Genomic DNA, 20,372 nt, shown 5'->3' on the forward strand with positions numbered 1-20,372 from the left:
GAACGAGGACCCCACAACGCAACCACGGCCTCGTCGGTGAGGACGAGGCCATGGCGAGGAGCGCTGTCGCGGGCGTCAGTGCTGGATGGGGGAGACCCCGAGGGGGCGCCCCGCCAGGCCGCGGTTCGTCGAGGCCAGGGTTGCGCCCAGCGAGGTCAAGACCTCGGCGGCGGGGCCGGAGGCCACGGCCACGGGCTCGCCGCGGTCGCCGCCCTCACGCAGGGCGATGTCGAGGGGCACCTGGGCCAGGAGCGGCACGTCGTAGCCGAGCTGGGCGGTCAGGCGGGCAGAGACGGACTCGCCGCCGCCCGCGCCGAAGATCTCCAGGCGAGAGCCGTCGGGCTGAGGCAGGAAGGACATGTTTTCGACGACGCCGATGACCTTCTGGTTCGTCTGGGCGGCGATGGAACCGGCGCGCTCAGCGACCTCGGCGGCCGCGACCTGCGGGGTCGTCACCACGAGGATCTCCGAGTTAGGCAGCAGCTGCGCGATCGAGATCGCGACGTCGCCCGTGCCCGGAGGCATGTCGATGAGCAGAACGTCCAGGTCGCCCCAGAACACGTCCGCGAGGAACTGCTGGAGGGCGCGGTGGAGCATGGGGCCGCGCCAGATGACGGCCTGGCCGTCGGGCACGAACATGCCGATCGAGATGACCTTGACGCCCCCGGCGCCCACGGGCGGGATCATCATGCCGTCGATGACCTGCGGGTCGTGGTCGACGCCGAGCATGCGGGGGATGGAGAAGCCGTAGATATCGGCGTCCATGACGCCGACCTTGAGGCCCTGCGCGGCCAGCGCGGCGGCCAGGTTCGCGGTCATGGAGGACTTGCCGACGCCGCCCTTACCGGAGGTGACGGCGATGACGCGGGTCAGGGAGTTGGGGCGGGAGAAGGGGATTTCGCGCTCGGGGCGTCCGCCGTTGAGCTTTTCGCGCAGCGCCTTCTTCTGGGCCTCGTCCATGACGCCCATCTCGACGGAGACGTTTTCGACGCCGTCGATGGCGCCCACGCGTTCCTTCACGTCGTTGGTGATCTGGGTGCGCAGGGGGCATCCGGCGGTGGTGAGCAGGACCTTGACGGCGACGGAGGAGCCGTCGATGGTGACCAGGTCGGGGGTCACCATGTTCAGGTCGGTGATGGGGCGACGGATCTCGGGGTCGATGACCTGGCCGAGAGCGTCCATGACGGATTCAAGCGTGACTGGCATGGAGACCACTCTACTGGCCGGGGCGCCCATCTTCTAGAGGACGTTAGTCGGCTTGAGAGTGTCCTTCGGTGTCCCGGGTGGCGTCCGCGTCCGTGCCCGAGGCCTTGGCTGCGTCCGCGGCGATCTCTGCTCGCAGGTCTTCGAGCATGTCGCGCAGTTCGGAGCGCACGAAGTCGCGCGTGGCGACGTCTTGGAGGGCCAGGCGCAGGCCGGCGATCTCGCGGGCAAGGTACTCGGTGTCGGCGAGGTTACGCTCCGCGCGAAGACGGTCCTGCTCGGCCACGACGCGGTCGCGGGCGTCCTGGCGGTTCTGCGCGAGCATAATCAGCGGGGCCGAGTACGAGGCCTGGGTCGAGAACGCGAGGTTCAGGAGGATGAAGGGGTAGGGGTCCCAGGCGGCTTTCTCGCTGATGCCGGCGAGCATCAGGTTCGCGCCGATCCACGCGATGACGAAGATCGTCATGTAGAGGACGAACTTGGGTGAACCCATGAAACGGGCGGTGGCCTCGGCGAAGCGGCCGAAGCCGTCGCCGCCGCCCGACGAGCGGCGGAAGAACCACTGACGCTTGTCGATCGGGTTATCCAGACGATCAGCCATCGATGCTCCTTGCCATCATGCGGTCGGTCACGTCGTCGTCGAAGTCTCGCCAGTCCTCGGGCAACAGCTCGTCGAGGACGTCGTCGACCGAGACGGCGCCGTGTAAGTGCCCGTCCTCGTCGACGACGGGCAGGACCGTCAGGTTGTAGGTCGCCAGCAGACGCGTCACGGTCGCGATGTGCGCGTTGGGGTCCACGGACTCGATGTCGCGGTCCAGGATCGTGCCGAGCAGAGTCTGCGGGGGCTCGCGCAGCGCGCGCTGGATGTGCACCATACCCAGGTACTGGCCGGTTGGGGTCTCCTGGGGTGGGCGTGCGATGAAGGCGACGGTTGCGATCGAGGCCGGGATGTCCTCGCGTCGTACGGCAGCCAACATCTGCGCGACGGTCGCGTTCGGGCCGAAAATGACGGGCTCGGTGGTCATGAGCGAACCGGCGGTCGACTCGTCGTAGGTCATGAGTCGACGCACGTCCTCGGCCTCTTCGGGCTCCATGAGGGCCAGCAGGGACTGGGCCTGCGCGTCTGGCAGCTCGGCGACGAGGTCGGCCGCGTCGTCGGGCTGCATGACGTCCAGAACGTCGGCGGCTCGGGCGGCTTCCAGCGCGGAGACGATCGCGATACGGTCGTCGTTACCCAGCTCCTCGAGCACGTCGGCGAGGCGTGCATCCGTCAGCTGCATGGCGACTGCCATCTTGCGGTCCTGGGGGAGCGTGTGCATGAAGTCCGCCAGGTCCGCGGGGCGCATGTCCTCCGTGTACTGCACGAGCGCGGTCGCCGCCTGGTTTGAGTCGGTCTTGAGCAGGCCGGAGACCTCGGACACGTCCACGGTGAGGGTCTCGCCACTGCGCGTGAAACCGAGGGAGGACGTGCGCACGCGCTGGACGTGCAACGTGGAGATCACCCAGTCCTTGGGGCGGCGCTGGCGCATCGCGACGTCGAGGATGCGCACCTGGCCCGAGCCGTCGTTCATGGTGACGACGCGATCGAAGAGCTCGGAGAGGACGAGTGTCTCGATGGGACGCTGCGTGAACGAACGGATGTTGAGCAGGCCCGTCGTGATGACGGAACCGGACTCGATGGCGGTGACGCGAGTGAGAGGCAGGAAGACACGCTTACGCGGGCCGACCTCGACGACGAAGCCGATGACGTTGGCCTCGGATTTCAGCCGAAAGATGACAACGACATCGTGAATCTTGCCGACCTGGTCGCCCAAAGGGTCGAAAACACTAGTGCCAGCGAGCTTTCCGATGTAGACGCGCCGACTCTTGGTGCCTAGTTCAATAGATGCAATGCTCACTCTTCCATCTTAGGCTGGTGACCAGAGATGCGTACTGATGAGCCGGTCGCCGCATGAACAATGCGTTCTATGCCACCGAGGCCGGGGACGAAGGAGAAGAAATGGCTGTCGTGATGGACCCGCAGATGCCCACGGGCACCGAGGTTGGTTCGTACCAGAGCTACGCGCAGGCCCGCGCCGGTGTTGACTTCCTGTCCGATCACGGCTTTGACGTCGCCTCCATCACGATTGTCGGCACCGATCTGCACATGGTGGAGCGCGTTAAAGGGCGTCTGACGATCGCCCGCGCCTCCATGTCGGGTGCTTCCAGCGGTGCCCTGTGGGGTGCGCTGGCAGGCATGTTCATGTCGGCTGGGCAGAATGCGGGCGGTACGGGAGCGTGGGTGGCGGGTGGCATCTTCATCGGTGCACTGGTCGGCATGGCGCTGTCCGCGCTGGCCTTCATTGTGCGCGGGCGCAGCCGGGATCTGGTGTCCACTCAGCAGGTCGTGGCGCTTCGTTACGCGATCCTGGCCTCCGCTGACATCGATCAGGCCTTCGCGCTCCTTCAGCGCACGCCCGGCAACCAAGCGCGCCCCAAGCGCGCCCCGGAGAAGGCTGAGCGCCCCCGCAAGGACTCCGTGGGCTTCTTCCCGGACGGCCGCCCGCGCTTTGGTGCGGCGACCAGGGAGGGTGAGGTCCCCGGCGGTGCCGGGCAGCCCGCCGGCTCTGGCGCGTCCGCCGCGCACGAGGCCGTGGTGGCCTCGCCGGTCACGGCACCCGAGCCGTCGGCGACGCCCGCGCCGCAGACAGCCCCCCATGGGAGCCAAGCGGCCCACAGCGAGCCGACGCCAGATACGTACGAGGACGCCCCGGCCTCGTCCCCCGAGGGAGACCAGACCGAGGCGTCGGGAGAGCACCGCTAGGGCGCTCCACGCGAAGAGACGCTCAGCGGGCGCTTAACGCCCCTGGATGCGCGCGATCCACTCCTCAACGTCCGCGATCGTGCGCGGGATATCCTCGGAGATGCGCGTGACCGTGCCGTCGGCGTTCACCACGACGTCGTCTTCGATGCGCACGCCGATGCCCCGGTATTCCTCGGGGATCAGCAGGTCGTCGGCGCGGAAGTACAGGCCGGGCTCGATCGTGAAGACCATGCCCGGCTCGAGCAGCGCGCCCTGGTAGAGCTCGGCGCGGGCCTTCGCGCAGTCGTGCACGTCCAGGCCCAGGTGGTGGCTGGTGCCGTGCGGCATCCAGCGGCGGTGCTGCTGGCCGGTGGTGGCCAGGGATTCTTCCGGCGTGACGGGCAGGATGCCCCACTCATGCAGGCGGGCGGCGATGACCTCCATGGCGGCGTCGTGCACGTCCTTGAAGCGGCAGCCCGGCTCGTTGGCGCGGGCCAGGGCGGCCTCGCAGGCGTCGAGGACGGCCTGGTAGACGCGCGCCTGGACCTCGGTGAAGCGGCCGTTGACGGGCAGCGTGCGCGTGATGTCGGCCGTGTAGAGGGAGTCGACCTCGACGCCCGCGTCGACGAGCACCAGGTCGCCTTCGCGAACCTCGCCGTCGTTGTCGATCCAGTGCAGGGTGTTCGCGTGGTTGCCCGAGGCGGCGATGGTCTCGTATCCCTCGCCGTTGCCCTCCTCGCGGGCGACGGCCGCAAACGCGCCCTCGATGACGCGTTCGCCGCGACGGTGGCCAACGGCGCGGGGCAGGACGCGGATGATGTCCTCGAAGCCGGCCTTGGTGACCTCGACAGCGCGGATCATTTCGTCGAGCTCGAAGGCGTCCTTGATGAGGCGGATCTCGGAGAGGTGTTCCTCGAAACGCTCGTCGTCTTCGCGCGCTTCCTCGCTGGCCGGCAGCCCAGCCTGTGTGCGCACCTCGTTCACCATCGCCTCGACGTTCGCGTCCACGCCGCGCACGATGCGCAGCTGCACGGTCCCGGCGTCCTTCGCCAGCACGTCGCGCAGCGTGTCGATATGGCGGGTCTCCAGGCCGGTCTGCGCACTCAGCTCCTCGAGCGAGGGGCGCGCGCCCACCCAGAATTCGCCGTAGCGGGCGTCCGCGTAAAACTCCTTGGAGGAGCGCGAAGCGCGTGGCTTGAAGAACAGCAGCGCGGTGTGGGTGCCGTCCTCGTTCGGCTCCAGCACCAGGACGGTGTCCGGTTCCTTCTCTGCGCCCAGGCCCGACAGGTGCGCGAAGGCGGAGTGCGCGCGGAAACGGTAGTCGCAGTCGTTGGAGCGGACCTTGTAGGGGCCCGCGGGCACGACGAGGCGCTCACCCGGGAAGGGAGCGCCGGCCTTGAGGGTACGCGCGTTCAGGAAGTCGGCGACGAGCTCGCGCTCGGGCAGTTCCGAGGGACGCGGGCCCCAACCTGAGCCGATGAACTCGCGGAAGGCGGAGGACTGGGGCTGACGGGAGCGGCTCTCGCCTCGCTCGGCCATTGACTGGGTTTCTTCTTCGCTCATGGCCCCATTCTAGGGGCGCGAGCCCCTCTCGTGCGTTGCGCGCGGGTATGACAAACCCCGGCCTCGTTCCAGGTGGCGCGGGTGCGTGGGGGACGAGGCCGGGGCGGGGGCACGCTTAGTCCTGCGGGGTGAGCTCCCCGGCGATGGACGTGTCCATCCAGCGCGCGAAGTCCGCGCCGCGCGCTCCCTGCGAGAGCAGGAAGACGGTCTTGGCGTAGAGGGCTTCGAGCGTCATGTCGTGGGCGCCGACCGCGCCGAGCTTAGCCAGGGCGTTTCCGGCCTCGTAGTGGCCGAGCATGACCTCAGCCTGGTAGCACTGGGAGGCCACGATGATCGGCACATCGGCCTGGGCGAGCTCCTCCAGCACCGCGACCAGCCCGGGTTCGGAGGCGGGGATGTTACCCACGCCGAAGGTGCGCAGGATGAGGGCGTCCGGGTGGGGCGTCGTCATCGCGCGCAGGCGCGCGGCGCTCATGCCCGGGACGACGTCGATGACGGCGACGTCCTGGCGCGCGTACGGGCTCGGATCCTGCCAGCCGGTGCCCGGCTGGGGCGCGCCGTACCAGCGCCACGGAGCGCCCGTGCGGGCCATGGGCGACACGGAGGGCGACTCGAAGCCGCGGAAGGCCCACGACGAGGTCTTAGTGGCCCGGTTGCCGGCCAGGAGCTTGTGCCCGAAGAACAGCATGACCCCGCGCGCGTGGCGTGACATCGCGGCGCGCAGCGCACCCGTGACGTTCGCCGACGCGTCCGAGCCGACGACGCCGAGCGGGTACTGGGAGCCGGTCAGGACGACCGGCTTGCCCATGCTCGCCAGCGCGTAGGACAGGGCCGCAGCCGAGTAGGCCATCGTGTCCGTGCCATGCAGGACCAGGAAGGCGTCGGCCTCATCCGCGTGCGCGGTGATGTCGTCGATGATGGCCTGCCAGTCCTCGGGGGTTGCCTCCGAGGAGTCGATGAGCGGGTCCAGGGTGGACATCGTGATGTTCTGGGCCAGCTCGATGCCCTCGAGCTGGGAGCCGAACCATCCCTGCAGGTCAGCGCCGGGGCGCAGGCCCTCGGGGGAGTCGACCATGCCGATGGTTCCACCCGCATACGTGACGTGAAGACGCACTGTTCGTCCTTTCTCAGTCGCCCGCCACCAGAGTTTCCTCGCCCTGCAGCGAGGCGGCGGCCTCGTCCGTCAGGTTACCAACGCGACCGCGCACGTAGTACCAGCCGACGACCATGAGGACGATGACCTGCATGATGTCGGCCGCGTGAGGCACGCCGATGCGAGAGAAGAAGGAAACGAAGGGGGAGACTTCCGACGAGTAGGCGTTGTAGGGCAGCGCCAGGGCGAAGAGAACGACGGAGCCGACGTAGAAGAAGAAAATACGGATAACCATCGAGTTGATGGCCTTGGGCAGGATTGTCGCGGCGTCCTTGGCCTCGCCCGCCGCGACGCCCATGAAGATGAGGATCGTCGCGACCTTGATCATTGCGAACCAGAACTCAGCCTCACCGAAGGCCTTGACGCTCATCATGTTGAGGACGAACACGAGGCCTCGGCGCGCTCGCGGGGCTCGTCTCCTCCGCCCGGTGGTGTGATCGGATTAATGCGGTAATCTCAGATGGTGAAGCGAATTGATCCCCATACTCATAGTGCTTATTCGGATGGAACAGACACGCCCGCGCAGCTCCTGGCGATTGCTGCCCGCGCCGGGCTGGACACAATCGCCCTGACGGACCATGACACGACCGCCGGATGGGACGAGGCCGTGGCTGCCGTCGCCGACACCGGCGTCACCCTCATCCGGGGTGCGGAAATGTCCTGCTCAGCATCGGGCATCACCGTGCACCTGCTGGCCTACCTTTTCGACCCGGCCAGCCCCGGCCTCGTCGATAATTTCCGGCGAACCCGGGAGGACCGCGAGACGCGCGCCCTCCGCATGGTCGAGAACCTGAGCGCGGACTACCCGATCACGTGGGAGGACGTGCTCGCTTTCGCGCCCGAGGGTGGCCCCGTGGGACGTCCGCACATCGCCGACGCGCTCGTCGCCGCCGGTGCTTTCCCCGACCGCAGCGCCGCATTCGTCAAGGCCCTGCACCCGTCGGGTCCCTACTACGTGCACCACTGGGCACCCGACCCGGTCGAAGCGGTGCGCTGCGTGCGTGAGGCCGGGGGAGTGCCCGTCTTGGCGCATCCGCGCGCCCGCAAGCGCCAGCGCCTGCTGCCCGAGGAAACCATCGCGCAGATGGCCCAGGCGGGCCTCTTCGGTATCGAGCGTAACCACCGCGACCACGCTCCTGAGGATCGCGCCGACGTTGACCGCATCGCCAGGGAATTGGGGCTCGCGGAGTTTGGATCCTCCGACTACCACGGCAGCGGCAAGCCCAACCGTATCGGCGAAAACACGACTGACCCCGACGTGATCGCCGAGCTCATCGCTCAGGGGCATATCGAGGTGGTAGCACCGTGAGCTTCTTCGACGTTGCTCTCTTTGCCACGGCCTTCACGACGCTGACGGTCATCATGGACCCGATCGGCACCGTGCCGATCTTCCTGGGACTGACCTCCCGCTACTCCCAGCACAAGCAGCGGCGGGCCGCGATCCAAGCGACCTCGGTGTCTTTCGGGGTCATCCTCACCTTCGCTATCCTGGGCGGCCAGATCCTGCGCCTCCTCCACATCTCGATGGAGGCTCTCCAGCTCTCCGGCGGCGTCCTGCTGTTCCTGGTCGCCATGGAGCTCCTCATGGGAACCGACTCTGGGGCGCCCGACACGGGCGATGAGAACGTCAACGTCGCGCTCGTGCCGCTGGGGACCCCGCTGCTGGCTGGCCCCGGCTCGATCGTCGCCGTGATGGTGGCCGTCGGCCAGGCTGGAGCGAACGTCGGCTCGTGGGTTGCCGTCGTGCTCGCCGTTATCCTCGCGCACGTCGTTATGTGGTTGACCATGCGTTTCTCGCTCATGCTCTCTCGGCTCCTGGGCCCGGGCGGCATCATGCTGTTGACCAAGATCTCAGGTTTGTTGCTCGCCGCCATCGCAACGCAGCTCATCATGGAGGGAATCTTCATGTTTATCGCGTCAGCGCAGGGATCTTGAGGTCATTCGGGCCGGTAAGATTACCCGGTATTTGAGCTCAATTTTTACTGCCTGTGCAGGCTGATGGAGTGTGATTTAAGAAAAACCCTTCTCCATGGTCAGGAAGTGTTGTAGGGTAAGGGTCAAGGCCGTGACATGATGCCGCGCGCGTCGGTCAGGGTCATGCACTACATCCCTCATCACATCCGTTTCAGGAGAGATCATGAAGAAGACGACTGCCTCCGTGTTCGCCGCGACCGCGGCTTTTGGCATCATCGCTGCTTCCGCCGGCATCGCTTTCGCCGCTGAGTCCCCGATCGGCGATGGCGCGAAGGGCAACCCTTCCATTGGTGAGCCGTCGAAGGGCAACCCCTCCATCGGTCAGCCCACCCCCGAGCCGTCCGCTCCCAGCGTTGGCCCCGAGAATCCGATGCCCACCCCCGAGCCCTCCGCTCCCAGCGTTGGCCCCGAGAATCCGATGCCCACCCCCGAGCCGTCCAACCCCACCCCCGAGGGTCCCTCGGAAGAGCCGACCCCCGAGCCCATGACCCCCGGCACTCGCGTGCCCGGTGGCGAGACGCCCGCCCCCAATGAGGAGCCCTCCGCTCCTGAGCCGGCTGCCCCCGGCACGGGCACCAGCGTGACCACCCGCGGCGAGGTGACGAAGGGTAACAGCCCTGCCCCCGTGAGTGCGCGCACCGGCATTCGTAACACGAACGCCCCCGCCGACACCTCCGCTCCGATGCTGGCGAACACCGGCTCCTCCGCGACCATCGCCGCGGGCGCTGGCGCCATCGCCCTTGCCGGCGGTGTGACCCTCGTGATCGCTCGCAAGCGTCACTGAGGCGCGCGCGCCTGACAAACATTGCGGGCCCGCTCCAAGGGAGCGGGCCCGCATTTTGTCTGGTTTGCGCAGTTCGGACGGGATTCGTGAACAAATGTGCAGAGAGGATCCGCAGATTTGTAACGGAAACTAGGTGTTTCACCTTGAAATGATGTGCGCGTCACATGCACAATGGGGGTACCGAAAGTCACCATGAATTGAGCCCTCATGATGAACCGGTGATGGAAAGTGGCATCGCTCAATCGAGGGGTGCCACTTTCCTGTATATGCGTCCCTGCGGTGAGTGCCCCCGCAGGGACGCGCCTCTGCGGACCCGTTGCCACCTCGGGGTGCCCGCGGATCGACTCGCGGCAGTGCGTTGAGACGCTCCGTCCGTTCTCGTGCGGCTGGTGTGCATCCCGTAACGGCCTGCTCGCCCTTCCTGTTCGACGGGATTCGGTGTTGTCGGGCGTGCCCCTCGTCTTGGGGTGGGTGGACAGCGGTGGTATGTCAGTTTCGCTGTAGGGTTGGGTCTTAAGTCATGGGGTGCGTCGAGGGGGTGTGGTCGGTCACGCGACGGGAGGTGGTGAATATCCCAGAGGCTGTTCAAAACAGGGAATTAGCTGCGCGGATAGGTAATCTCTAAGGCGAGGCCCGATCCCAACCCGGGGCTCGCCGCTTGGCGGGAGGGCATAGGTACAAAAAAGGAAGTCATATGACGCTGGATCTGACGCAGTCGCTGCCCTCGCACGTGCGTGCGACCTCCGGACGCCCCGTTGAAGACTCGACTCTGATGGAGGTGTGGCAGGGTCTGTCCGCTGCCATCGTCGATCAGATCGCCGATAACTGGGCCGCCACCACTGAGCGCTATGCCAAGGGTCGTCAGGAACACTACTTCTCTGCCGAGTTCCTCATGGGTCGCGCCCTGCTCAACAACCTGTCGAACCTCGGCCTCGTCGAGAAGGCCCGCGAAGCCCTCGCCGCCTACGGCCTCGACCTGGGTCAGGTCCTCGAAGAGGAGCCGGATGCGGCTCTCGGTAACGGTGGCCTCGGCCGCCTCGCCGCCTGCTTCCTGGACTCCTGCGCCACCCTGGACCTGCCCGTGCGCGGCTACGGCATCCTCTACCGTTACGGCCTGTTCAAGCAGCTCTTCGACAACGGCTTCCAGACCGAGCATCCGGACCCGTGGATGGAGGAGGGCTACCCCTTCGTCACCCGCCGCGAAGAGCTCGCTCGCATCGTCTCCTACGCCGACCTGACCGTGCGCGCCGTCCCCTACGACATTGCGATCACCGGCTACGGCACCAAGAACGTGGGCACCCTGCGCCTGTGGAAGGCCGAGCCTATCGAAGAGTTCGACTACGACGCCTTCAACTCCCAGCGCTTCACTGACGCGATCATCGACCGTGAGCGCACCATGGACATCTCCCGCGTCCTGTACCCCAACGACACCACGTTCGAGGGCAAGGTCCTGCGCGTGCGCCAGCAGTACTTCTTCTGCTCCGCCTCCCTGCAGGAGATCGTCGAGAACTACGTGCGCCACCACGGCGAGGACCTCACCGGCTTCGCCGAGTTCAACGCCGTCCAGCTCAACGACACCCACCCGGTCCTCGCCATCCCCGAACTCATGCGCATCCTCATGGACGAGCACGGCCTCGGCTGGGAAGAGGCCTGGAAGGTCGTCTCCAAGACCTTCGCCTACACGAACCACACGGTTCTGGCCGAGGCCCTGGAGACCTGGGACATCCACATCTTCAACCGTCTGTTCCCGCGCATCGCCGAGATCGTCCGCGAGATCGACCGTCGCTTCCGCATCGACATGGCCGAGCGCGGCCTCGACCAGGGCACCATTGACTACATGGCCCCCGTCTCCGGCAACACCGTGCGCATGGCCTGGATCGCCTGCTACGCGTCCTACTCCATCAACGGCGTCGCCGCCCTCCACACGGAGATCATCAAGCGCGACACCCTCAAGGAGTGGTACGCGATTTGGCCCGAGCGCTTCAACAACAAGACCAACGGCGTGACCCCGCGCCGCTGGCTGAAGCAGTGCAACCCCCGCCTGGCCGCCCTCCTCGACGAGGTCACCGGCTCCGACGCGTGGGTCCGCGACCTCACCGTGCTCTCTGACTTCACCGAGGCTGGCACCGACGAGGTGCTCACGCGCCTGGGCGAGATCAAGCATGCCAACAAGGTCGACTTCGCCGCGTGGATCAAGGAGCGCGAGGGTGTCGAGATCGATCCCGACTCGATCTTCGACGTTCAGATCAAGCGTCTGCACGAGTACAAGCGTCAGCTGCTCAACGCCTTCTACGTCCTGGACCTGTACTTCCGCATGAAGGACGACCCGACGCTGGACACCCCCAACCGCGTGTTCATCTTCGGTGCGAAGGCTGCCCCCGGCTACATCCGCGCCAAGGCCATCATCAAGCTCATCAACGCCATTGGTGAACTGGTGAACAACGACAAGGACATCAACGGCCGCATCAAGGTCGTCTTCGTCCACAACTACAACGTCTCGCCCGCCGAGCACATCATCCCCGCCGCCGACGTCTCCGAGCAGATCTCGATGGCTGGCAAGGAGGCCTCGGGCACGTCCAACATGAAGTTCATGATGAACGGCGCTCTCACCCTGGGCACCCTGGATGGCGCGAACGTTGAGATTCTCGAGGCCGTGGGCGCGGACAACGCCTACATCTTCGGTGCGACCGACGACGAGCTGCCCGAGCTGCGTCGCCACTACGACCCCCGTTGGCACTACGAGAACGTCCCCGGCCTCAAGCGCGTCATCGACGCCCTGACCGACGGCACGCTCGATGACTCCAACTCCGGCTGGTTCCACGACGTGCGCCACTCGATCCTCGAGGGTGGCTACGATCCGGCCGACGTGTACTACGTCCTGGGCGACTTCGCCGCGTACCGCGAGACCAAGGATCGCATGGCCGCCGACTACCGCGACCAGAAGGCCTGGAACGCTCGCGTGTGGGCGAACATCTCCCGCTCCGGCCGTTTCTCCTCGGACCGCACGATCTCCGACTACGCTCGCGAGGTCTGGCACATTGAGGGTGAGCCGATCGACTGACGCAATCGCGTAGGGGAGGCCCGGAACCGCATGGTTCCGGGCCTCCCTTGTTACCTGGAAGAGTGTGGTTGTATCGGTCTGTGAGCCAACTGTATTAGTGGGTTGACACAGTTGGGAGACTGTGTCATTGTATTAGTGTATTAATACAGCAAGACAGGAGGGACGCATCGATGCGCATCGATGACACCCGCCCCATCTGGATCCAGCTGGCCGACAGCTTCCGCGCCCGTATCACCGATGGGACGTGGAAACCCGGCCAGAAGATCCCCTCCGTCCGCGACCTCGCCATCGAGGCCGGCACCAACCCCAACACCGTCCAGCGAGCCCTCGCCGCCCTCGACGACGAAGGACTCACCGTCCCCAAGCGGACGGCCGGACGATACGTCGCCACCGACGACACGGCGCTCCACGCCCTCCGCCAGGAGGACGCGCGCGCCGCAGCAGACGCCTTCATCCGCGCCTGCCGAGCCCTCGGTGTCGAGCGCGACGGTGCCCACGGCCTCGTCGATGAACGCTGGAACGTGGACCTGTAAACCAGGAGGACACACTCTCATGACCACCCAACCTACAGGCGCGAGCGCGGCTGGCCCCGGCCTCGTCGAGGTCACCGGCCTGACGAAGAGCTACCGCTCGACCCCAGCCCTGCGCGACTACAACCTGAGCCTTGAGTCTGGCCACATCGTCGGCCTCATGGGCCCCAACGGCTGTGGCAAGACCACGCTGCTCAAGATCCTCGCCGGAGTCCTCTCCGACTACGAGGGCGCCGTCACCATCGACGGGCACGCGCCCGGCGTCGCCACCAAGGAGATCGTCTCCTACCTGCCCGACGCCGACTTCCTCAACACCGAGTGGACGGCAGCGGATGCGATCCGCGTCTACTCCACGTTCTTCGCCGACTTCGACGCCGACAAGGCGGCCTCCATGGTCGACTTCTTCGGGCTGCCCACCGACCGCCGCCTCGGCGAGATGAGCAAGGGCATGGGGGAGAAGCTCCAGATCAGCCTTGTCATGTCCCGGCGCGCCCGCGTGTTCCTCCTCGACGAACCCATCAGCGGCGTCGACCCTGCCACACGCGACGTGATCCTCGACGGCATCCTGCGCGAGTTCGACCCCGCCTCGCTGCTCATCATGTCCACCCACCTCATCTCCGACATCGAACACTTCGTCGACTACGCGCTCTTCATGAAGGACGGGCAGGTCTTCCTGCAGGGTGACGCCGACGACCTGCGCGCCTCCCACGGCGATTCCCTCGACGCCATCTTCCGGAAGGAGTACCGCTGATGTTCACCAAACTGCTTGCCTACGAGATTCGTTCGCGTTTCCGTACGGACGCGCGCTCCTTCGGGGCGTTCATCGCTGTGATCGCGGTTGCCGCGGTAATCGTCGCCGCGGGGCTGCCGGGCATCAGCGGCTCCACCGCTGTCCTCGCCTACGCCCTGTGTGCGCTCACGCCGGTCGCCTGCGCGATCGCGGCCCTGGCCGACTACTGGAAGACCCTCTACGGGCAGCGTGGCTACTTCACGATGAGCCTGCCGATCTCCGGAAAGGTCATCTTCTGGGCGAAGAACACCCGCATCGCGATCGAGTGCCTCCTTGCTCTCGCCCTGGCCGTCGGCGGAATCCTTGCCGTCGCTTCGGCTGCCGCGTGGAGCGACGGCATTAGCCTCGCTGAGTACACGGCCGGGCCGCGTTCCGTCGTGGCCGGAATGCCGACCTCCACCGTCGTTATCATGATTGTGGTTCAGGTGCTCGTGTCGTTGTCGTGGCTCGTGCAGGGTAGTGCCGTCATGTCCATCGGCGCGGAAGGGCGCTTCAATCACATGGGTTTCGGCGCGCCCATCATCGGTTTCGTTCTGCTGTACATCGTCAACCAGGTGCTTTCCACGGTTGGCACGTTCTTCCTTCCGCTGTCCGTTACAACCGACGGACACTTCTCCACCGAGATCATGTGGACCTCGTACCTGGCGACGATGGGAACCGAGGGGCACCCGAACGTCATCGGCATCGGCTCCTATGTCCTCGTGCCCCTGTTCGCGCTGGTCATGGGCCTGTGGGCCTCCCGCTCGATCGAGAAGCACACGTCCCTGCGCTGAGCGCATGACCCGCTGAGCGCCAGTCGGCGGTGGGATAGGATTTTGGTATCCGACCCACCGCCGACTCGTTGTGTGAGGAGCGCAGATGACCGCCGAGGGACCCCGCTTCGGGGCCACACCCCAGAACCCCGACCTGCTGCGGTGGATCGGAATTCAGGTACTCCTCCTCGTCATCGCCTGGGTAATCGGCATGGTCGTGCGGCGCCTCCTGGCCTCGCGCATGACGATGTCCACAGCCTCGGCTACCCTCACCGGCCTGGGTGGCCTGTGGGGCGGCCTCCTGGTTGCAGGCTGGATCTTCTCCTCCTCCGACATGTGGCGCCCCGCCATGATCGGCGTCGCCGCCCTGGTGGCCCTCATCGTCGTCATCGTCGTCTCCCTGATCGTCGCGTACCTGCATCCGCGCCCAGGCCTCGAACCCATCGCCGAGGTCGCCAAGCGCGGCGAATCCGACTCCCTCGAATTCAAGTCGAGCGCGCGCTGGAACATGCGCGCCGGCAAGCGCGACGACGCCATGGAAACCGTCATCGCGAAGACCGTCGCCGCGTTCATGAACTCCGGCGGCGGCACCCTCCTCATCGGCGTGGATGATGACGGGCGCCTCATCGGCCTCGGCCCCGACTACGCGACTCTCAAGACACCGGACGCCGACCGCTTCGAGCTGTGGATCCGCGACCTGTGGGGCCAGCGCCTGGGGACCAACGCGGCTGCGCTGCCCCTCCTTGACTTCGCCGAGGCCACGGACCCCCAGGAGGGTTACGAGCACCAGGAAGTGTGCCGGGTGACGATCCCGCCGTCCATGCGCCCCGTGTACCTGAAGGGCCCCAAGGGCAAGGGTGAGGCCGAGCTGTGGGTACGCGTCGGCAACTCGACGCGGCGCCTCGACGTGACCGATGCCGTGCAGTACGTGGCGATGCGCTGGCCGGAATCCGTGCGCGTCTCGCTGCTGACCCGCGCGCGTCTGTTCTTCACGCTTCGTCGCCACCGCGACACCCCCACCCGCCTGCCGCGCGTCGTCGAGCGCGTCCTCATAGAGCGCGCGAAGCACGGTGGCGGGGCCTCCGAGGGGGAGTAGACGCGCGGTGAGGCTGGCCCCAGGAACTCAGAGAGGAGAGTAGGCATGCGCCTGCGCAAGACCCTGCCCGCGGACATCGAGCAAATCATCGCCTCCGGGGACGTCGAGGCCGTGGCGCGCGCGGTCGAACGCTGCGAGGTCGGCGCGTACCTGCGGGGCTCCGCCTATGAGTCGCGGCTCATGCACTTCCCGGCCTCCGAGGAGATCACCGATTTCCTGCTCGCGCGGGGCGAGGACATCAACTCGCGTGATCGGTACGAACGTACCCCGATCCACGCGCGCGTTCGGTCGCGATGCCTCGACCAGATTCCGATGCTGATCGCCCGCGGAGGCGACATCAATGCGCGCGATACCTCCGACCAGACGGCGTTGTTTGGCGTCGTCGAGCGTTTCCCTGTTGCAGATGTGTCACGGATGATCTCGTGGGGCGCGGATCCGCTGGTTGCTGCTGATTCGAGGGTGTACGGGAAGGCGACGCTTGTTGAGAACGTGGTGTCCTGGCACAACTTCCTGGACGCCCCGCGCGCGCTCGCGGTGATTCGGTTGCTTCTGTCTGTTGGGGCACCCGTCGGCGAGCGCGTGCCGAGCGCACTGCGGGCCATGGACCGGATGCGCTGCACGTTCATCACGCACGGGCTGCCGGACCACCTTTCGCAGTCACGAGTCGACGAGGCCTCGGCCGCGTTGTCGGAGCTGTGCGCCCTGTTCGGGGTGGAGCAGCGCGAGGCCCAGCGCGCGCCTGTCGTGGGGGAGCGGCTGGAGCTGGATCCGTCCGTGCCCGCACTGCGTCAGCACGGGGAATTATGGGATCTGCTTGTACCCGACAGCGGCCAGTGTCGGACGCTACAGGGCGAGGTTATCCGCATTGCGGGACGAGTCGGCCACGAAGTGTACGACAACGGCGGCATCAACTGGGATCGTTCTTTTGGGAAGCTGCTGGACCAGTATCTGCGTGTTGTCGCGTCTGGCGTTTCGCTGTCGCCCGATTCTCTGTCCCGCGCCGAGGCCGCCGTCGCCTCCCTGAAGGCGCGCAGTATGAACACCGGCGACATCGACGAGATTACGAAGCTGGCGGTCGAATGGGTCCGCTTGAACCCGGTCCTGGTGGAGCTGGATCTGCCCGACGTGGGGCGGTGAGCGGGGCTTCAGAGTGTAAAGCGCGCCGCGTTACACTGTGAGCATGGGTAAACGAATTCTTGAGTGGCTGCGTCAATGGCGAGTTGCAGTGATGTATGGACTGATTTGCTTCCTCTTATTGGGTGTAAGCGCGTATTTTGTGTGGATGACGCTGGCTGATATATCGCTACGTGTTGATGAAGCGTATGTCGCGCCATTGTGGATAATGTACGGTCTTCCCCTATATTTCCTTTGTGCTTTGACTGGACTAGGGGTGATGAAATTCTGGCGACAAAGCGGTCTGCTCTTGACGATGAGACTGTTGATCATCACTGTATATTTGGCTGTCTTTCTATTTGTGTTCGATTTTCTTGGTGACGTTAGATGGGCTTTCTATGTAGGAGAAGGAGAGCCTCAGTTGGGGCTTGTGTCTACGTATGAAGTGGCCTTCATTCATGTGCTTTTCATGGTGGGATCCTTGTTTCAGTGGATAATGATCAAGTTTGAGGCCAGGCGAGCCGAGATGAATACGGTTGTTGGTGGCGTTTTGATCATCATGGGCATACTGATGCCCAAAGTTCTTGAATCGTATTCGATGCTTCAAGCATATTGTAATTCCGGTCGTTGTTCGCCAGAGGTGTCAAGTTGGACTATACTCTTTGAGATGGCAATAGCCTACGCTGCTTCGCTGTCGATGATGTTTGTTCTGGGTGTGTTTTCCTCCTCTGTTAAGCAGGCGATTCGACGTTGTGTTGATTTTGGTGAAGCTAAAGGTTTGGAGTCTTCTCCCGTCGCTTCTAGTAGGGGAGATGTGCGAGTCTCAACGGGTGAGAGTGTCGCCTCTTATGACGAACAGAATGATGGTGTTGAACTGGCTCCGGGGTCCTCGTCGACGGCTGCTTGCGTGCCTCAGGAGGCTGCTGATGGGGTGCCTACCTCCTCGCAGCCCAAGGAAACTCTGCCAAGCGCGTGCGGTTTGGGTCTTGCTGTGCCCACGCAGCTGATGAGTGCTGCTGTTAGCGGCCTCGTCGCTGGCGCGTGTTTCTCAGTGGTGAACCGTCTCTTCAGCCGCCGCTGAACTGCATTGCCTCGTGTTTCAACTGGAGAGTTGCGGCGCATCTCCATACTGATACTTGTTGCTAAGTGGTGTTACACCACTTAGCGGGGTTTTACACCAGCTCGGAGGTGGTGTAATGCTCCCTAACTAGTGCAGCGCTGTTAGCTGTGGCTCGGCTGGAGGCTCGTTGTAGCTGTTATGGAGCTGCATTTACCGCGATAGAGCTTGTGGCCGAGGGGTATTGCACTAGTTAGCGCAGCGTTGCACTAGATAGCAGGTAGTGCAATGCCCTCCTATCTAGTGCATTGCTGTCGTATCTAGTGCACTGCTGCCCCTTCTGAGCACGTTGTGTGTCGGTTGGGGCCATCGCGGACGGCAAGTTCCGCGACGATACTTGTTACCGATGAGGTGTTACACCCGATCGGGAAGATTCAACCCCTTCTGATCGGGTTGAATCCTCCCTAACGGGTTGAATGTTCCCGATCAGGTTGAATCTTGCCGCGCCCTGAGGCCTCAAACAGGGGAGGGGCCCAAGCCTTTCGGCTCGGACCCCTCCGCATGTCGTATCAGCGCAGCGGCTCTACCGCCTCACTCGCCGCCCTTGCGGCGGCGGATGCGCTTGCGGGCGCGGGGCGCACGCTCGGAAGAAGAACCAGCCGAACCGGAACCGGAATCGGAACGTTGCGAATGCTCGCCGCGGCCACGGCCACGAGTGCCACGGTCGGAACGGCCGCCCTTGCCGGCGTTCAGCGTGCGATCCCCGTCCTGGGTGCCGCGACGCGAGCCGCGCGAACGTGAAGACTCGGAGGAGGCGTCGCCGCGTGCGGAACGCCCGCGGCCACCGCGAGACCCACCACGCGAGCCACCCGAACGCGAGCCGCCCGAACGCGAGCCGCCACGGCCTCGTCCCTCGGAGCGGGGAGCGGAGCCGCCCAGGTCCTCGAGAACCTCGGCGTCCAGGCCAGCGCGCGTGCGCTTGGCGCGCGGCAGGCGGCCGGTCGTGCCCTCGGGAATATCCAGGTCGGTGAACAGGTGGGGCGAGGTGTGGTAGGTCTCGAGCGGATCCGGCACGCCCAGGCCCAGGGCCTTGGAGATGAGCGACCAGCGCGGTGTATCGTCCCAGTCGACGAAGGTGACGGCCGTGCCCGAGTTGCCCGCGCGGCCCGTGCGGCCGATGCGGTGGATGTAGATCTTCTCGTCTTCGGGGCACTGGTAGTTGATGACGTGCGTGACGTCGTCGACGTCGATGCCTCGCGCGGCGACGTCGGTGGCGACCAGGACGTCGACCTTGCCGTTACGGAAGGCGCGCAGAGCCTGCTCGCGGGCACCCTGGCCGAGATCGCCGTGCAGCGCGCCGACCGCGAAGCCGCGGGCGGTCAGGTCCTCGCCCAGGCGGGCGGCGGTGCGCTTGGTGCGGCAGAAGATGACGGTGCGGCCGCGGCCCTCCGCCTGGAGGATGCGCGAGACGACCTCGACCTTGTTCATGGCGTGAACGCGGTAGATGACCTGCTTGACCGTGTTGACGGTCTGGTTCTGGTCGTCGGGGTCCTGCGCGCGGATGTGGGTCGGATGGACCATGAAGCGGCGTGCGAGGGCCACGACGGGGCCGGGCATAGTCGCGGAGAACAGCATGGTGTGGCGGTTCTCGGGGACGCGGGCCAGCAGTGTCTCGACGTCGGGCAGGAAGCCCAGGTCGAGCATCTCGTCGGCCTCGTCGAGGACGACGGTCTCGACGCCGGACAGGTGCAGGTGGCCCTTGCGCAGCAGGTCGATGAGGCGGCCGGGCGTGCCCACGACGATGTCGGCGCCACGCTCGAGGGCCTCGATCTGGGGCTCGAAGGCGACGCCGCCGTAGATTTCGACGATGCGGGTCGACAGGTACTTGGCAGCCTCGCGCAGGTCCTGGGCGACCTGCTTGGTGAGCTCACGGGTCGGCAGGATGATGAGCGCCTGCGGCTTGTTCGGGTTGAGCAGGTCCTCGTAGCCCTCTTCGTCGGGCGCGATGACGTCCTCGAGCACGGGGATGCCGAAGCCGAGGGTCTTGCCGGTGCCGGTCTTGGCCTGGCCGATGATGTCGTGGCGCTCCAGGGCGGGGCCAAGCGTCAGGGCCTGGATCGGGAAGGGGTGCGTGATGCCCTTGTCTTCGAGGGCGTCGACGATCGGGTCGGTGACGCCAAAGTCCGCGAAGGACTTCTTGTCGAGATCCTCGCCCTTGCCGGAAATGTCCGGGGTGGCCTCTTCGACCTCGGGGGCTGCGGGCTTGATGTTGCCGAGGCGGACGACGCCTGCGGAGTATTCGACGGACGAGGCCGGGGTGGCCTCCTGCGTGGTGGCCTCGCTCTGTGTGGTGGCGTCGTTGTCGGGGGTGGGCTCGATGGCCTCGATGCTCGTGTTGGTCACGATCTGCCTTGTCTCCCGGGCTTTTCCGGGGTTGGGGTCGGTGCCGATCGCGCATTGTCTGGCGCGGGGATTGTCGTCCGCGCGATTGTGTGATGTGCAAAAAGAATGCGA

General features: G+C 65.7%; 17 protein-coding genes and 1 pseudogene. 11 read left to right on the top strand and 7 right to left on the bottom strand.

From position 1 onward, the window contains the following. Positions 1–75: 75 nt before the first annotated feature. The 3 genes from O3669_RS03370 to O3669_RS03380 are packed head-to-tail and all read right to left on the bottom strand — an operon-like array spanning position 76 to position 3,101. Positions 76–1,206 (bottom strand): Mrp/NBP35 family ATP-binding protein, encoded by a 1,131-nt coding sequence (locus tag O3669_RS03370; RefSeq protein ID WP_371523636.1) that lies wholly within the window; start codon positions 1,204–1,206, stop codon positions 76–78. Positions 1,207–1,249: 43 nt separating this feature from the next. After that, positions 1,250–1,804 carry a DUF1003 domain-containing protein gene (locus O3669_RS03375; protein WP_371523638.1) on the bottom strand — a complete coding sequence of 185 codons (555 nt, stop codon included), beginning with the start codon at positions 1,802–1,804 and terminating at the stop codon, positions 1,250–1,252. Beyond that, a complete protein-coding gene (locus O3669_RS03380; protein WP_219751033.1) occupies positions 1,797–3,101 on the bottom strand; it encodes a magnesium transporter MgtE N-terminal domain-containing protein in 1,305 nt (434 codons plus the stop codon). The genes O3669_RS03375 and O3669_RS03380 overlap by 8 nt, the downstream gene beginning before the upstream one ends. Positions 3,102–3,202: 101 nt before the next feature. On the opposite strand from O3669_RS03380, the gene O3669_RS03385 reads away from it, so the two are divergent. Continuing rightward, a complete protein-coding gene (locus O3669_RS03385) occupies positions 3,203–4,006 on the top strand; it encodes a general stress protein (RefSeq protein WP_371523639.1) in 804 nt (267 codons plus the stop codon). Between the two features lie 33 nt (positions 4,007–4,039). On the opposite strand, the gene O3669_RS03390 is transcribed toward O3669_RS03385, so the two are convergent. The 3 genes and pseudogenes from O3669_RS03390 to O3669_RS03400 form a co-directional block, all read right to left on the bottom strand. Beyond that, on the bottom strand, positions 4,040–5,548 hold the full coding sequence (locus O3669_RS03390; protein WP_371523640.1) for an aminopeptidase P family protein: 1,509 nt from the start codon (positions 5,546–5,548) through the stop codon (positions 4,040–4,042). Positions 5,549–5,663: 115 nt separating this feature from the next. Next, positions 5,664–6,662, bottom strand: coding sequence for an asparaginase (locus O3669_RS03395; RefSeq protein WP_371523641.1), 999 nt, complete (start codon positions 6,660–6,662; stop codon positions 5,664–5,666). Between the two features lie 115 nt (positions 6,663–6,777). Next, positions 6,778–7,092, bottom strand: a pseudogene (locus O3669_RS03400) (L-asparagine permease); the annotation flags it as partial. A 69-nt stretch (positions 7,093–7,161) separates the two neighbouring features. Here O3669_RS03400 and O3669_RS03405 point away from each other — a divergent pair. The 10 genes from O3669_RS03405 (at position 7,162) to O3669_RS03450 (ending at position 17,882) form a co-directional block, all read left to right on the top strand. Beyond that, a complete protein-coding gene (locus O3669_RS03405; RefSeq protein WP_371523642.1) occupies positions 7,162–8,010 on the top strand; it encodes a PHP domain-containing protein in 849 nt (282 codons plus the stop codon). Beyond that, a complete protein-coding gene (locus O3669_RS03410; RefSeq protein WP_295967293.1) occupies positions 8,007–8,636 on the top strand; it encodes a MarC family protein in 630 nt (209 codons plus the stop codon). Before O3669_RS03405 ends, O3669_RS03410 begins: the two co-directional genes overlap by 4 nt. A 202-nt stretch (positions 8,637–8,838) precedes the next feature. Further along, on the top strand, positions 8,839–9,459 hold the full coding sequence (locus O3669_RS03415) for an LPXTG cell wall anchor domain-containing protein (RefSeq protein ID WP_371523643.1): 621 nt from the start codon (positions 8,839–8,841) through the stop codon (positions 9,457–9,459). A 694-nt stretch (positions 9,460–10,153) separates the two neighbouring features. Continuing rightward, positions 10,154–12,520, top strand: a complete 2,367-nt coding sequence (locus tag O3669_RS03420; RefSeq protein WP_371523644.1) for a glycogen/starch/alpha-glucan phosphorylase — start codon at positions 10,154–10,156, stop codon at positions 12,518–12,520. Positions 12,521–12,690: 170 nt separating this feature from the next. Further along, complete coding sequence (locus O3669_RS03425) at positions 12,691–13,053, top strand: GntR family transcriptional regulator (RefSeq protein WP_371523646.1); 363 nt, start codon at positions 12,691–12,693, stop codon at positions 13,051–13,053. A gap of 19 nt (positions 13,054–13,072) precedes the next feature. Next, positions 13,073–13,801 carry an ABC transporter ATP-binding protein gene (locus tag O3669_RS03430; RefSeq protein ID WP_295967283.1) on the top strand — a complete coding sequence of 243 codons (729 nt, stop codon included), beginning with the start codon at positions 13,073–13,075 and terminating at the stop codon, positions 13,799–13,801. Next, positions 13,801–14,613, top strand: a complete 813-nt coding sequence (locus tag O3669_RS03435) for a hypothetical protein (RefSeq protein WP_371523647.1) — start codon at positions 13,801–13,803, stop codon at positions 14,611–14,613. The genes O3669_RS03430 and O3669_RS03435 overlap by 1 nt, the downstream gene beginning before the upstream one ends. 85 nt (positions 14,614–14,698) lie before the next feature. Next, positions 14,699–15,688 carry a helix-turn-helix domain-containing protein gene (locus O3669_RS03440; protein WP_371523648.1) on the top strand — a complete coding sequence of 330 codons (990 nt, stop codon included), beginning with the start codon at positions 14,699–14,701 and terminating at the stop codon, positions 15,686–15,688. Between the two features lie 45 nt (positions 15,689–15,733). After that, on the top strand, positions 15,734–16,825 hold the full coding sequence (locus O3669_RS03445) for an ankyrin repeat domain-containing protein (RefSeq protein ID WP_371523649.1): 1,092 nt from the start codon (positions 15,734–15,736) through the stop codon (positions 16,823–16,825). A gap of 43 nt (positions 16,826–16,868) precedes the next feature. Then, on the top strand, positions 16,869–17,882 hold the full coding sequence (locus O3669_RS03450) for a hypothetical protein (protein WP_371523650.1): 1,014 nt from the start codon (positions 16,869–16,871) through the stop codon (positions 17,880–17,882). Between the two features lie 567 nt (positions 17,883–18,449). On the opposite strand, the gene O3669_RS03455 is transcribed toward O3669_RS03450, so the two are convergent. Beyond that, on the bottom strand, positions 18,450–20,261 hold the full coding sequence (locus O3669_RS03455; protein WP_371523651.1) for a DEAD/DEAH box helicase: 1,812 nt from the start codon (positions 20,259–20,261) through the stop codon (positions 18,450–18,452). Between the last annotated feature and the right edge of the window lie 111 nt (positions 20,262–20,372).

The organism is Pauljensenia sp. 20925_1_34 (assembly GCF_041432775.1).
Classification (GTDB): domain Bacteria; phylum Actinomycetota; class Actinomycetes; order Actinomycetales; family Actinomycetaceae; genus Pauljensenia.